Raw genomic sequence first — 13624 nt, 5'->3', positions numbered from 1 at the left:
ATAAAAATTATACATATTTTATTTACATAACGTAATAAAATGAAGATTATGTATTTTTTGAATAATAGAAAAGCTATCCTGAAGCGATTAAGGATAGCTTTTCTATATTGGCTTAATTAATGTTATTCTTTTGGGATTTCAGAATTATTAAATTTAGTATTTAGTATTACTATATCAACTCTTCTGTTTGCAGCTCTGCCATCTTCGGTATTGTTATCTTTAACAGGCCTATACTCTCCGTAGCCTACTGAAGATAATCTCTCGGGTTTAACGTTTCCCTTAGAAATTAAAAACTCTACTACATTTGCGGCTCTTACAGCTGAAAGCTGCCAGTTAGAATGAAAATAATCATTATTAATAGCAACATTATCAGTATGTCCTTCAACATGTATATAGTTATCAATATCGTTTAAAATCTTTGAAATAGATATTAATTTACCTTGCCAATCAGGTTTGATAGTAGATTGTCCACTATTAAAGAATACGCTATCATTGAAGCTTATTATGAGTCCTCTTTCTTGAATGGATGTAGTAACACTTCCTTTTAGCTCGGAATCATTGACAAGATCATCTACTTTCTTTTTTACATCGGATAGTTTTTCTTCTTCTGCTATAGAGTCTGAATTGTTCTGAGTATTTTGTTGATCAATTACAGTAGGAGGAGAATTTGAGCTATCAGATACTGCTATTACGTTTTCTCCATTACCACTATTAAATCCGATTTTCAATGAATTTGCTAGAGTTTGAGATTTTTTAGTATCCACATTAGAAATAGCATACAGCATTAAAAAGAAAATCATCATTAATGTTATGAAATCTAAATAAGATAACATCCATCTCTCGGTATTATCTTTTTCTTTCTTTGTATTTTTTTTCATAATCATACCTCTTTAAATTTCTTCTAAATCTCTAGCTTCATCTTCAGTTAGATAGCTAACAAGTTTACTTACTAGTGTATTTGGGTTAATTCCTTCTTGAATAAGTAATACAGCTTCAATGATCATTTCTTTTTCAGCGATTTCCTCTTTATCGATTTCTCTTAATTTACTTGCTATAGGAAGCCAAAAAAGATTTGCAGTAGCAAGACCATATAGAGTAGCTACAAATGCAACAGCAATTTTTTCTCCCATTGCGGCAACGTCACTTAAAGAACTCAGTATTATAACTAAACTAGTTATAGTTCCTACTATTCCCATAGTAGGAGCATAGCCACCAGCAGATGTAAACATTTCGATACAGTTTTCATGTCTTGTAGAAAGCTGCTCCAGTTTTGTATTTAAGATGCTTTTCACAGAGGATGGATCTATACCATCCACAACCATTTGTAGCCCTTTTTTTACAAATGGATCTAAGGCATCATCTGTTAGCTCAGATTCTAAACTCAAAAGCCCATCTCTTCTAGTTTTAAGTGATACTTCTTTGAAATAGGCTATATATCCCTTAAGATCAATTTCTTTCTTTTTGAAAGCTATTGCTAATACTCTTGGGAATTTTTTTAATGTCGAGGAAGGAAATGAAATTCCTACGGCACCTATTGTTCCTCCAATAACTATCATTGCAGCAGTGGGTTGTAATAAAGCTACCGGATTTCCTCCTTCAATGATAAAGCCTACTATAATACAAATAAATGCAAATAGTACACTTAAAATTGTCATAATATCCATAAAATTATCCCCCTTGAATATATGAAATTCTAGCTCATATGTAGCATTTTTCATACTGGTTAATATATATTTATGTAAATCTGATACAGTATATGAATTTATATACTTATACAAAAATAATAGCATATTATAAAAAATATGTAAAATAATTATATATTTAGGGGAGAAGTTTATGTATGACCGTTAATTCACATAAATTAATCTAATAAATTTCAGGTGTTAAGTAATTGTAAAGTCTAAGTTATTATATTATAATGTTGAAAGAATATGCTAAATAGGAAGGGATATTGATTTATGGAGAAAAATGTTTTTATAGTTGATGAAAAAGATAGAGGAGAGCGAATCGATAAGTATTTAGCTGAAATTTTTGTTGATAAATCAAGATCTTTTATTCAAGGACTTATTGAAAAGGATGGTATTAAGGTTAATAATAAAACTCCTAAGAGTAATTATAAACTAAGAGCTCTTGATGAAATAGAAGTAACATTTAGCGAGCCTGAAGTATTAAAAGTAGATGCTGAAGAAATACCTATTAATATACTTTATGAAGATAAAGATGTAGTAGTTGTTAATAAACCACAGGGGATGGTTGTGCATCCTGCGCCAGGAAACTATAATGGAACATTAGTTAATGCTCTGCTTTATCATTGTAAAGATTTATCTAGCATAAATGGAATTATAAGACCAGGAATAGTTCATAGAATTGATAAAGATACATCTGGAGTTTTGGTTGTAGCAAAAAATGATGAGGCTCATAATAAGCTTTCAGATCAATTAAAAGATCACTCAATGAAGAGAGAATATTATGCTTTGGTTGAAGGAAGACTAAAGAATGATAAAGGTATAATTGATAAACCTTTGGCTAGAAATAAGAGAGATAGATTAAAGATAGGAATTGTAGAGGGAGGCAAAAGAGCTGTAACACATTATGAAGTCTTAGAAAGATTCAATGGCTACACATTGATAAAATGTGTATTAGAAACTGGAAGAACACATCAGATAAGAGTTCATATGGCATCTATCGGATTTCCGCTAGTTGGTGATCCTCTTTATGGATTTAAGAAACAAAGATTCAAATTGAAAGGTCAAGTGTTACATGCGAAGACATTAGGTTTTGTTCATCCAAGCAAAAATGAGTATATGGAATTCACAACAGAATTGCCAGAATACTTTCAAGAAATAATAGAAAAATTAAGAAATGAAGTAAGATAAAAATATGGAGGAATAACATGAAATTAAAATCAGTTTTATTAGATGAAAAAGCTGTTAATAGAACACTAATAAGAATTTCTCATGAAATAATTGAAAGAAATAAAGGAATAGATGAACTAGTTTTACTTGGAATTAAGACTAGAGGGTATCCGCTTGCAAAAAGAATTGCTAGCTATATAAAGGGAATAGAAGGGGTAGATGTTCCAGTTGGATCTGTAGATATAACATTGTACAGAGATGATTTAACTAAGATAAGTGAAGATTTAGAGATTAAGAATTTAGATTTAGGTCTTGAAATAAAAGATAAAAAGATAATTATAATTGATGATGTTTTATATACATGTAGGACAGCAAGAGCAGCTATAGATGCAATTATGGATGTAAATAGACCTAGAGGTATTCAATTAGCAGTTCTTATAGACAGAGGGCATAAAGAACTACCAATTAGAGCAGATTATGTGGGTAAAAATATTCCAACTTCTAAAAATGAGGTTATAGCAGTATCTCTAAAAGAAATTGATGGAGAAGATTCAGTGAAAATATTTGATAAATAGATAAAAAGGGAGAATGCAAAAATATGTATGAGTTAATTGCAACAAGTACTTTCGGAATAGAAAGCATAACTGCAAAAGAATTAAGGGCACTTGGTTATGAAGATTTGAAAATTGAAAACGGAAGAGTAACTTTTGAGGGAGACGAAATGGATATAGCAATTTGCAATATTCACTTAAGAACTGCGGATAGAGTACTTATAAAAATGGCAGAATTTGAAGCTAAATCTTTCGAAGAACTTTTTCAAGGGACCAAAAAAGTAGAATGGAGTAAGATAATTCCTGAAGACGGAGTTATGCATGTTGTTGGCAAAAGTATTAAATCAACGCTTCATAGTGTTCCTGACTGCCAATCTATAGTTAAAAAAGCTGTTGTTAAAAGTATGAGTGAAAGCTATGGAATAGAGACATTCAGCGAAAGTGGACCAGTTTATAAAATAGAAGTAGCTATCTTAAAAGATATAGTTACGCTTACTATAGATACAACAGGACCAGGATTACATAAAAGGGGTTATAGAGAACTTGCTGGAGCAGCACCATTAAAAGAAACTTTAGCAGCTTCAATGCTTCTAATCTCAAGATGGAATGACGGGTTTGAATTAATAGATCCATTTTGTGGTTCGGGGACAATTTTAATTGAAGCGGCTATGATAGCTCAAAATATTGCACCAGGAGTAAACAGAAGTTTTGTATGTGAAACATGGCCTTCAATTACTAAAGATATATTTGATTCAGTAAGAGAAGGTGCAAAGAAATCTGAAAAGAATAAGGATATAAAACTAATAGGATACGATATAGACTATAGAGTTCTTAAAGTTGCTATGGAAAATGCAAAAAAAGCAGGAGTTGATAAATATATACAATTTCAAAAGAGAGATTTTATGGAATTTTCAACTTCAAGAAAGTATGGATTTATAATTTCAAATCCACCATATGGAGAAAGAATCGGTGAGAAGGAAATATTACCTACACTATATAAACATATGGGAAATGCAAAGAAAAAGCTGGAAGATTGGGATTTTAACATATTAACATCTTTCGAGCCATTTGAAAAAACATTTGGATTAAAATCAACAAAGAATAGAAAATTATACAATGGAAAAATAAAATGTTATTATTATCAATATTTTCACAATGATAAAATTAAAAATGCTGGTGATATATTAATAAATGAGTTAATAAAGTAAAGTTTAAGGCATCAGAAAGATTTGAAAACATATTTACAAAGTTTTCTTAAAGTGATAAAATAAATTTAAATAAAATTTGATAGCAAAGGCGCTAACAATCAGTTGGAATTGTTAGCGTCTTTTTTTGTTAAAGAGTTTCTGCATATGATAATTGAAATAAAAATATATAAGATATACAAGTTTCAATAACAAATTTAAATTTAGAAATTTAATAATCTAAATTTTTAGTTACAAGTAAAATGTAGAGAATCAATTGTAATATGCATATTAGAAATTAATAATTTGAGAAATGAGATTGTAAAGAACTTGAAACTAGTAGTCAGATAGATACTCTTAAATTGCCAAAAGAAAGGAGTTTAAACTATGTCAGAGGTATATCAAAAAATGGCAGAAAAAATACCGAATATGAGCAAAGCACAAGAAAAAATAGCAAAATATATATTAGCGCACCCAAATAGTACGCCTTTTCTAACTGTTGAAAAGTTAGCTAAATTATCAGGAGTAAGCATAGCAACTGTCACGAGGTTTGTGATTTTTTTGGGATACAAAGGTTATCCTGAATTTTTAAGAGATACTCAAGAATCCATGCAACAGCAAGTATCTAAAGCTAAGCGTATAAGGATTGATTCTGATTCAAGTGATAGTGAAGAAAGAGATATTTATAACATATTTGAAGATGACGTAAATAATATTAAGCTGACAATGGAGGACTTAAATATATATGAATTAAGAAAGTCTGTTAATTTGCTATTAAATGCGAAAAGAATATATATAGTAGCAAGAAGAAGTTCTGCTGTACTCGGAATGTTTCTAAAATATTATCTGGATTTAATGTTTAATAACGTAAATTTAATTGAGCATATAGAGCAAATTCCAAAGCAGATTAGTGGAGTTAATAATGAAGATGTAATTATAGGGATTACCTTTGAGAAATATGCAAGAAGTACAGTAGAAATTTTTACACATCTAAAAAGAAAAGGAGCTACAACAATATCAATAACTGACAGTATGTTGTCTCCGCTTGTTCCATATTCTGATATAACGCTAACAGCTATAAGCAAGGGAACAAGGTTTATAGAATCTTTTGCTGCACCATTGAGCCTGATTAATGCTTTGATTGCATCTATTGAAAAAGAAAAGAAAGACTTTTTTAATAGTAATGTAGAATTGCTAGAGGAAGCGTGTAGAAAGTTTGATTTGTTCATTTAAATCTAAAAATATTATATGTTTACTAAAAAAGAGATATATCCTAGGATTAAGATATATCTCTTTTTCAGTAGATTATGAATTAAATATGTTATTAAAGTCAGCAGGGGTTACAATTAGAGTTTTATTAGTATGGTAAATTACCATTCCAGGTTTTGCCCCATTAGGCTTTTTTAATTCTTTAACTTTTGTGTAATCAATAGGTAATTTTAATGAATCTTTTCCTTTGCTATAATAACCTGCGATTATAGCTGCTTCCTCAAGAGTTTTGTCTGGTACATCAAAAGAGCAAACTATAACATGAGATCCAGGAATATCTTTTGCATGGAGCCACAGATAGTTTTTATTTGCAAATTTTAAACTTAGATAATCATTTTGCAGATTGTTCTTACCAACATAAATATCAATTCCATCGCTTGAAACAAAGTGATTAGGCTTAGAAGTCTTTACCTTTTTTGAATTCTTGTTGTTTTTTCTAAATCTTATATATCCAGTTTCAATAAGTTCGTTTTTTATTTCATCAATTTCATTATAGCTTTCAGCATTTAGAATATTAGTAAGTACAGAATTTAAATATTTCATTTCTTCATCATTTTTCTTGAGTTGAACTTTAGCGTATTCCTCAGATGTCTTTAACTTATTATATTTTTTATAATAATACTGAATATTTTCAGCAGGTGTTTTGGTTTTGTTTAAAGAGATAGTAATATATTCTTCTTGATTTTCGTTATAAAAATTTAGTAGAGTACATTCGCTATCACCTTTTTTTATACTATAAATATATGAAGTTAAAAGATCACCTTTTATTCTAAATGATTCTTTTTCATCGCACTCACTAAGAGTTTCATTAAGTATTTTTAATTTTTTATTACATCTATCGATATTTGTATGAATAAGCTTTTGTAAGTCAGTAGATTTATTTTGTAATCTATCTTGTTTATCTTTCTTCTCATAAAAGGCATCCATTAATATATTAGGATCATCATATGAAATTGATAAATAATCTTCATTTAGTGAATTTAATTTTAGAGAATAAAAATCTTTTACAATTCCTAATTTATTTGTATACATATTGTAAGAGATATTTTGATTTGAATCATAAATGAATTTATTAAAATTTTCATAAATTTCACTTATTGTAGGTGAATTATTATGATTTGTAATGTTATAATATAAATCATTAGACAGTAGATTACTTATTCCTGTGAAACAATTAAAATAAAATTTATTATCAAAAACAATAGAATTTTTGTTTGTAAAAGAGGATAGTTCTTCTAAAGTAATAGAAAAAGGATTTAACTTAGTAGAAGATGGGGGATAAATAAAATTAACACCAGGATATAATACTCTATAACTATTTATATCAGCAGTTATATGTTTTATTGATTCCATAACTTTATTATCTCTATTTCTAACAAGTGTGATATTAGAGTGTCGTCCCATAATTTCAACTATAAGAGAATATAAACTATCAAATCCTAGTTCGTCTCTATTTTCAATTTCTATTATTAAGATTCTATCGTTATCTTTTTGAGTAACATTTGTAATTCTACCGCCTAGTATATATTTTCTAAGAACCATTAAATACATAGGAGCTTTAATAGGATTCTCTTTCGTGCTATTTGTTAAATGTATTCTGGCAAACCTAGGGGATGCTGAAATTAAAAGTTTGATATTCTGACGATCTTTTCTTAGAGTCAGAATAATTTCATCTTTTTCAGGTTGATTTATCTTATCTATTTTGGAATTTAATATTGATTTTTCTAAATTATTTACTAAACTATATAGGTAGATACCATCTAATGCCATTTTATGTCATCCTTTCTTAGTGTAACTATAAATAGTATAACATTATAGGCATATAATTATCAATTAATAGCAAAAATGAGAAGAAGGGTGAATCAAATTCATACATAGATGTTATATTGATGTATTATAATATAGTTTTATCATTGTAATCCTAATTGAGTTTTTGGATTGCTAAAATACCAAATGTAAACTTATATTAAAAAATTATATATTATAAATGTAAAATTAGAATAATAGAATGAAAAAAGAGCTAAATATTATAAAAAAATTTAAAAAAGTATATAGAAAAATTTTTAAATAAGTTATAATTTAAACTTGGTGATATTATTAATGATTAAATACAAAAGTTTAATATTAAATAGTTGAAGCTTATGAAATTATACAATTACTAATTATAAGAAATACAGTTAATCAGTAGGGGGAATTTAGATGAACTTTTATAAAATGCAAGGGGCAGGAAATGATTTCGTATTTATTGAGGATTTCGATAATAAGATTAAAGATGAATGCTTATTAGCAAAGAAGCTTTGTGACAGACATTTTGGAATTGGTGCCGATGGTCTTGTGATTGTCAGAAAATCAGAGCTAGCTCATGCTAGAATGGTTATAATAAATGCCGATGGTTCAAGAGCTAATATGTGTGGAAATGCTATAAGATGTTTTGGAAAATATGTTTATGAACATAAAATAGCTACGGGTGATAAATTTTCAGTTGAAACTGGTGATGGAATTAAAGAGATTGAAATAATATTAGAAAATGAAAAGGTTAAGTATGTGAGAGTTTATATGGGGAATCCATCTTATAACGGATGCGATATACCTTTAAATAATTTGGAAAGTCTTATAGAAAAAGAAATTGCAGTAGATGATAAAAAGTATAAGATGACTACGTTGCTCCTTGGAGTTCCTCATACAATAATTTTCGAAAGTGATAGAGAATACAATGTTATTCAAGAGGGATCAAAGATAGAAAAATTGGATATTTTTGGTGAAGGAAGTAATGTGAATTTTGTGAAAATAGTTGATGATACCCATATAAGAGTTAATACATGGGAGAGAGGCGCTGGAGCTACGTTAGCTTGTGGAACAGGATGCAGTGCTTCAGTAGTAGTTGCTAAGAAGTTGGGATTTGTTAATAAGGATAAAGAAATTTTTGTTAAAGCTCCTGGAGGAGAGTTAATCATAGAAGTTTTAGGTCAAGATGTTTATATGAAAGGTCCTGCAGAAGTGGTTTTCAAGGGTGAACTTTCTTTATAAAATTATAAAAAACGAGGAAACAAAAAATGAATTCATTAGTAAGAAAGTGCTTAAGCATTTTTGCTTTCATTGCAATTCCACTGTTTGTCTTAGGATGTGCATCTAAAAAAGAAGACATACCTAATGTGACAGAGGATATTAAGTTAAATATAGGAGCAGTTCTAAAAAGCGAAGACGGTAATTATAAACTATATAATTATGACAATGGTAAGTATGTGGAGACAAAGGAAAATAAGGTTATCATAGATTATGATAAAAGTAGTTCTAATTATATATATGTAGATAGTGGTAAAAATTATGTAGTTAATAACGGAAATAGATATGAAATCCAAGATGAAAATTATAGTGGATTAAAATTATCAAAAGGTGGAAATTATATTTCTTACTTTATAGATGATAATGGGCTTAAGTTAAAAATATTCAATACAAATGGAAATAAAGAAATTGAAATGAAATCTAATGTTTCAATATCGGGAACATTATATGATTGGTATGATACAGATACATTGGTTTATTATGGAGTAAGCAATGATGGCGTTAATGGATTATTTACTTATAATATAAAAGAAAATAAAGAAGAGTTACTTTATAAGATTAATGAAGGCTATTTAGCATTTATAAAATCAAGAGATGACGATGTAGTATTTTTACAATTAACACTGGAAAATAAAAGAGAAGTAATGATGATAAACAAAAAAACAAAGGATGTTAAGCTTTTGGCAGATAACATAGAAGAGATTTCAGATATAATTATAAATAAAGATAAATTGTATTTTACAGGAAAAGCGTATAATAATGTTAATTCTTTATATGAATTAATAGATAATAAGGTAAAAAGATTAGTTTTTGATTTTCCGGGTACTGTAAAAATAGAAAAAGGATTAGAGGTAAGTGAAAATGGAGATGTTTTATTTATAGGTTCTAGTAATGGAGATCTCAAGAAAGAGCAAATTTATACATACACTCAAGATGGTAGCATAAGTGAAATAGGGAATAGTTCATCAGAATATGTTTTTTTAGCATATACGCGGTAATTTAAATTTAGAATTCTTTATCATGTTTTTATATGATGGAGGATTCTTTATTAATATAAAAAAGTATTGACTCTTACCTTAGGTAGGAGTATATGCTATTCTTATCATAAAAATAATAATATACATATTGCAAAAATAATTCTTCATCATAATTCTAAAAATATTAAAAGAATTTTAGCTGTAATTGTGAATTATGAAATATGCATTGCGAATTGCAACATATATATTAAAAAAGGAGATAGTAGAATGGATCTAAAATTACAATATAACTGTAGTAATATAGATTGGGAAGAGGTATCTAGTATACTAGAAAAAGTAGGGATGAGTCATTATGAAGGCGAAATACATAAGAAAGCATTTGAAAATAGTTATGCTGCTGTATTTGCTTTTGATAATGATAAGTTGATTGGCTTTGGACGAGCAATCTCTGATGGAGTTTATCAATCTGCAATTTATGATATAGCTGTGCTACCTGAATATCAAGGTAAGAGTATAGGAAGTAAGATTGTTAATAAAATCTTAGAATGCGTTCCTACATGTAATGCTATATTATATGCTTCACCTGGAAAAGAAAAATTTTATGAAAAATTAAATTTTAAAAAGATGAAAACAGGAATGGCTTTTTTCAGAAATTCAATTAAAATGCAAATGAAAGGTTTTATAGAATAATAAAAGAATAAGTAAGAGTTAATGGATAAACTAAAGCTTTAAAGATAATAATATCTTTAGAATTTAAAATTGTGATATAGGAGCGTAGAAAATGAATAAATTTGATAAAGCTATTAACCAAAAGACGAGTGAATTAATAACAAAGAACTTACTTGGGCAAGAAGTTAATGAAGAAGAGTTTAGAAAATTTAAAATTATTGCTAGAGCAATTGTTAGAGAAGAAATGAGGGGAGTTAAGCCAAATAAAAATCCTAAGTCATTGTACGGTAAAACATGGAAAGCTGCAAGAAAATATAGTGATGTTAAGAAATAAAAAGTATGTATTAGAATTTGATTCGTTAAGTTATCATGAAATCCTAGGCATTTTAATTAATGTCTAGGATTTTTAATTTAAAAGTTTAGTAATTTCTATTATTTAGGCGATAAAAAAGATTACATTATTTGGAATGTAATGAATAATTACTGAGATTTTGGTTCAAAATTTAAAATAGAAACTAAAAAATATAAAATTAGATAGGTGTGTTTAAAATTAAGGAATATGAAATTGAAGATGTAGATTTAGGAACCGCTAAAAATTTAAAAAAAGAAATTTGTGAGAAGTATAGAGTTATTCCAATAAAGGAAAAATTGGACGAGGTAATAGTTTTGTCATATGGAGTAACTGAAGAAGCAAAAGAATATCTAAGATTTATATATAACAAAAACATAGTTATCAAGGAAATCGAAGAGAGAAATTACGAAAGCTTAAAAAATATAATATTTGGTATAGATGACAAATCATTAGAAGAAATATTGATAACTAATGCAATAAAGGTTAATGCCAGCGACATTCATATAGAACCTCAAAATGGTTGTGTTTATGTACGATATAGAATTAACGGTAGTTTAGTTTTGGTGCACAAAATAGATTCTGATGAATATATAACTCTTGCATCGAAGATCAAGCTGAAAGCTAATATGGACATAACTGAAAAAAGAAGACCTCAAGATGGAAAAATAATAGTTAATTATAATAATCTAAAATACGATTTAAGAGTATCTTCAATACCTGTAGTATACGGAGAAAAATTAGTAATTAGAATATTATATTGTGATAACTTTGACTATAATCTTGAGGATTTAGGATTCTCAGAAAGTCAAATTAAACTAATTAGAAAAATAATATCTTTGAAGAATGGACTTATATTAATTAGCGGCCAAACTGGTTCGTGAATAAAAGTGCAACAAAAGAGGATCGTTAGTAATCTCTTTTATGAAGGTATTATAGCGTTTTTTTTTACTTCCACCAGAACCTATAGGATATATTTCTAGTAGCTCAGTTTCAGCATCATATATTATTTCTTCGATTAAAAAATTTATAATCCTTCTTTTACTTTCAACAGATTCATTTTTTATGTTTACACATTTATCTAATACTGCATTTATAAATTCAATATCATAAAGCTCAGAAGAATTATTTTCTATATTTTCTCCTATGGATTTCAAGTTTTCTTCTAACTGGGAGATCTCACTTTTTAGTGATCTTATTTTATTCATGAAAATATCTAGTAAATCATCGGCTACAGATAATTTATCAAGTAATCCATTCAACTGTTTTGTTTTATTTGCTATTTGCTTTTCGAGAGTTGATTTTTTTAATTTATCTTCTTTTAACTTTTTATTTTCTTTTTTAGACTTTAGTATTCTATCTAAAAAGGCTTTTTTATTTTTAGCCATTTCTACTAAGCTATCTAATACGCACTCATCTACTTTGTCTCCAATTAAATTTTTACTATTACAGAGATGGCCACTGCTACGCCTTTTTAAATTACATCTATAATAAACTTTACATAATCCGGTTTCATTAAGCCTACGGCCAAGTGCTACTCCCATTGAGCTTCCGCAGCATTTACACTTTAATTTGCTAGTAAGTAAAGCATTATTAGTCTTACCAAGGTTAGGAGATAGAGCACTATTAGTCTTAAGTTGCTTTTGAGTTTTTAGCCAAGTGTCAGAATCAATAAAGCCTTCACATCTTTTACTTACTGCTGCAATCCATTCAGATTTATCTTTAAAAGGGGTCGTTTTTTTACCATCTCTAGCTATCACAGATGTTTTATTGTACTCTAAGATTCCATGAATGCCATCTGGAGAGCCAAAAATATTAATACCATCATCTTCAAGATATTTTAGAATTTCGTCTGAACTTTTAGCATAAAGAGGATTTTTCAAAATTTTATGCATTGTAGAGGTTGCGAAAAGTTTACCCGAAGGTGCACATATACCATTGTTCATTAGATATCTTTCGGTTTGGTGTATAGATCCAAGCTTTAAATATGTTTCATAAAGCAGCTTTACTAATTTTACTTCATCAGGTTCTTGAACTAAAAATGAGATTGCTTTTTCATTTCCGTTTTCATCATAACAAGTTTCTCTTTTTCTAGAATATCCAAGAGGGGGAGAACCGCCCAACCATTGACCGTTTTTTGCAAGCTCTATCATATTATCCCTTACACGTTCTGCAATCGTCTCACGCTCTAATTGGGCAAATACAGAGGCAATATAAATCATAGCTCGTCCCATTGGACTTGTAGTGTCAAATTGTTCTCTTATACTTACAAAGTCAACTCCATAGACTTGAAGTTCATCAAGAGTAGAGGAGAAGTCAGCAACATTACGAGAGATACGATCTAGCCTATAACATATTAAAACATTAAATTTCTCTTTTTTTATATCATTTAGTAGCTTTTGAAATTCAGGTCTGTTAGTATTCTTACCTGAAAAGCCTTCATCTTCATAAATGGAATATTCAATTTTTTTATTTTTATATAGATTTTCTATGTAGTCTTTACACATTTGAATTTGATTACCAATGGAATCACCTTTTCCTGTGTATTTGGATTTTCTTGAGTAAATAGCAACTTTCATATTTATCACTCCTAAGAATATATGTTTGTATTTTATTAGCAATATTATAACATTATTTGATAGGATGTGCGAATGTATGTTTGTTAATATAAATGTAGCTTAAAATAATAATAAAAAATTGTTTGAAG

Annotated in this window: 13 protein-coding genes; 9 read left to right on the top strand and 4 right to left on the bottom strand. The window is 28.3% G+C overall.

The window, feature by feature from the left end; translation table 11 throughout:
* Window positions 1-122: 122 nt before the first annotated feature.
* The gene (locus L3B96_RS12005) at window positions 123-878 is read right to left on the bottom strand and encodes a flagellar motor protein MotB (RefSeq protein ID WP_171788564.1); all 756 of its coding nucleotides are present in this window, start codon (window positions 876-878) and stop codon (window positions 123-125) included.
* A gap of 12 nt (window positions 879-890) precedes the next feature.
* Entirely contained in the window at window positions 891-1664 is a 774-nt protein-coding gene (locus L3B96_RS12000) for a flagellar motor protein (RefSeq protein WP_238861138.1), read from the bottom strand.
* A 294-nt stretch (window positions 1665-1958) separates the two neighbouring features.
* Here L3B96_RS12000 and L3B96_RS11995 point away from each other — a divergent pair, with 294 nt between their 5' ends.
* The 4 genes from L3B96_RS11995 to L3B96_RS11980 all read left to right on the top strand — a co-directional run bounded on the left by L3B96_RS11995 (window position 1959) and on the right by L3B96_RS11980 (window position 5823).
* A complete protein-coding gene (locus tag L3B96_RS11995; RefSeq protein ID WP_238861136.1) occupies window positions 1959-2876 on the top strand; it encodes an RluA family pseudouridine synthase in 918 nt (305 codons plus the stop codon).
* A gap of 17 nt (window positions 2877-2893) precedes the next feature.
* Complete coding sequence (pyrR, locus tag L3B96_RS11990; protein WP_011968922.1) at window positions 2894-3430, top strand: bifunctional pyr operon transcriptional regulator/uracil phosphoribosyltransferase PyrR; 537 nt, start codon at window positions 2894-2896, stop codon at window positions 3428-3430.
* 23 nt (window positions 3431-3453) lie between these two features.
* Window positions 3454-4614 (top strand): class I SAM-dependent RNA methyltransferase, encoded by a 1161-nt coding sequence (locus L3B96_RS11985; protein ID WP_011968923.1) that lies wholly within the window; start codon window positions 3454-3456, stop codon window positions 4612-4614.
* Window positions 4615-4977: 363 nt separating this feature from the next.
* Window positions 4978-5823: a MurR/RpiR family transcriptional regulator gene (locus tag L3B96_RS11980; RefSeq protein ID WP_011968924.1), complete on the top strand. Its 846-nt coding sequence runs from the start codon at window positions 4978-4980 to the stop codon at window positions 5821-5823.
* Window positions 5824-5895: 72 nt separating this feature from the next.
* On the opposite strand, the gene L3B96_RS11975 is transcribed toward L3B96_RS11980, so the two are convergent.
* Entirely contained in the window at window positions 5896-7629 is a 1734-nt protein-coding gene (locus L3B96_RS11975) for an NFACT RNA binding domain-containing protein (protein WP_238861134.1), read from the bottom strand.
* A gap of 429 nt (window positions 7630-8058) precedes the next feature.
* Between L3B96_RS11975 and dapF the strand changes: the two genes are divergently transcribed.
* The 5 genes from dapF to L3B96_RS27455 all read left to right on the top strand — a co-directional run bounded on the left by dapF (window position 8059) and on the right by L3B96_RS27455 (window position 11801).
* On the top strand, window positions 8059-8886 hold the full coding sequence (gene dapF / locus L3B96_RS11970) for a diaminopimelate epimerase (protein WP_238861133.1): 828 nt from the start codon (window positions 8059-8061) through the stop codon (window positions 8884-8886).
* Window positions 8887-8912: 26 nt separating this feature from the next.
* Window positions 8913-9920: a hypothetical protein gene (locus L3B96_RS11965; protein ID WP_238861131.1), complete on the top strand. Its 1008-nt coding sequence runs from the start codon at window positions 8913-8915 to the stop codon at window positions 9918-9920.
* Window positions 9921-10166: 246 nt separating this feature from the next.
* Window positions 10167-10589 (top strand): GNAT family N-acetyltransferase, encoded by a 423-nt coding sequence (locus tag L3B96_RS11960; protein WP_023974727.1) that lies wholly within the window; start codon window positions 10167-10169, stop codon window positions 10587-10589.
* Between the two features lie 91 nt (window positions 10590-10680).
* Window positions 10681-10902, top strand: coding sequence for a hypothetical protein (locus L3B96_RS11955; protein ID WP_011968929.1), 222 nt, complete (start codon window positions 10681-10683; stop codon window positions 10900-10902).
* Window positions 10903-11108: 206 nt separating this feature from the next.
* On the top strand, window positions 11109-11801 hold the full coding sequence (locus tag L3B96_RS27455) for an ATPase, T2SS/T4P/T4SS family (protein ID WP_238861129.1): 693 nt from the start codon (window positions 11109-11111) through the stop codon (window positions 11799-11801).
* Here L3B96_RS27455 and L3B96_RS11945 read toward each other — a convergent pair.
* Window positions 11775-13496 (bottom strand): recombinase family protein, encoded by a 1722-nt coding sequence (locus tag L3B96_RS11945; RefSeq protein WP_238861127.1) that lies wholly within the window; start codon window positions 13494-13496, stop codon window positions 11775-11777. The genes L3B96_RS27455 and L3B96_RS11945 overlap by 27 nt on opposite strands.
* Window positions 13497-13624: the final 128 nt, after the last annotated feature.

The organism is Clostridium sp. YIM B02569, assembly GCF_022320765.1.
GTDB classification, from domain to species: domain Bacteria; phylum Bacillota; class Clostridia; order Clostridiales; family Clostridiaceae; genus Clostridium; species Clostridium beijerinckii.
Note: the sequence above shows the minus strand (reverse complement) of the source record. Positions and strands in the feature narration are given on the sequence as shown.

What these genes read in the sequence shown, in the direction of transcription:
- L3B96_RS12005 (WP_171788564.1), bottom strand. Translation starts at nt 878, where the DNA reads ATGAAAAAAAATACAAAGAAAGAAAAAGATAATACCGAGAGATGGATG.
- L3B96_RS12000 (WP_238861138.1), bottom strand. Translation starts at nt 1,664, where the DNA reads ATGGATATTATGACAATTTTAAGTGTACTATTTGCATTTATTTGTATT.
- L3B96_RS11995 (WP_238861136.1), top strand. Translation starts at nt 1,959, where the DNA reads ATGGAGAAAAATGTTTTTATAGTTGATGAAAAAGATAGAGGAGAGCGA.
- pyrR (WP_011968922.1), top strand. Translation starts at nt 2,894, where the DNA reads ATGAAATTAAAATCAGTTTTATTAGATGAAAAAGCTGTTAATAGAACA.
- L3B96_RS11985 (WP_011968923.1), top strand. Translation starts at nt 3,454, where the DNA reads ATGTATGAGTTAATTGCAACAAGTACTTTCGGAATAGAAAGCATAACT.
- L3B96_RS11980 (WP_011968924.1), top strand. Translation starts at nt 4,978, where the DNA reads ATGTCAGAGGTATATCAAAAAATGGCAGAAAAAATACCGAATATGAGC.
- L3B96_RS11975 (WP_238861134.1), bottom strand. Translation starts at nt 7,629, where the DNA reads ATGGCATTAGATGGTATCTACCTATATAGTTTAGTAAATAATTTAGAA.
- dapF (WP_238861133.1), top strand. Translation starts at nt 8,059, where the DNA reads ATGAACTTTTATAAAATGCAAGGGGCAGGAAATGATTTCGTATTTATT.
- L3B96_RS11965 (WP_238861131.1), top strand. Translation starts at nt 8,913, where the DNA reads ATGAATTCATTAGTAAGAAAGTGCTTAAGCATTTTTGCTTTCATTGCA.
- L3B96_RS11960 (WP_023974727.1), top strand. Translation starts at nt 10,167, where the DNA reads ATGGATCTAAAATTACAATATAACTGTAGTAATATAGATTGGGAAGAG.
- L3B96_RS11955 (WP_011968929.1), top strand. Translation starts at nt 10,681, where the DNA reads ATGAATAAATTTGATAAAGCTATTAACCAAAAGACGAGTGAATTAATA.
- L3B96_RS11945 (WP_238861127.1), bottom strand. Translation starts at nt 13,496, where the DNA reads ATGAAAGTTGCTATTTACTCAAGAAAATCCAAATACACAGGAAAAGGT.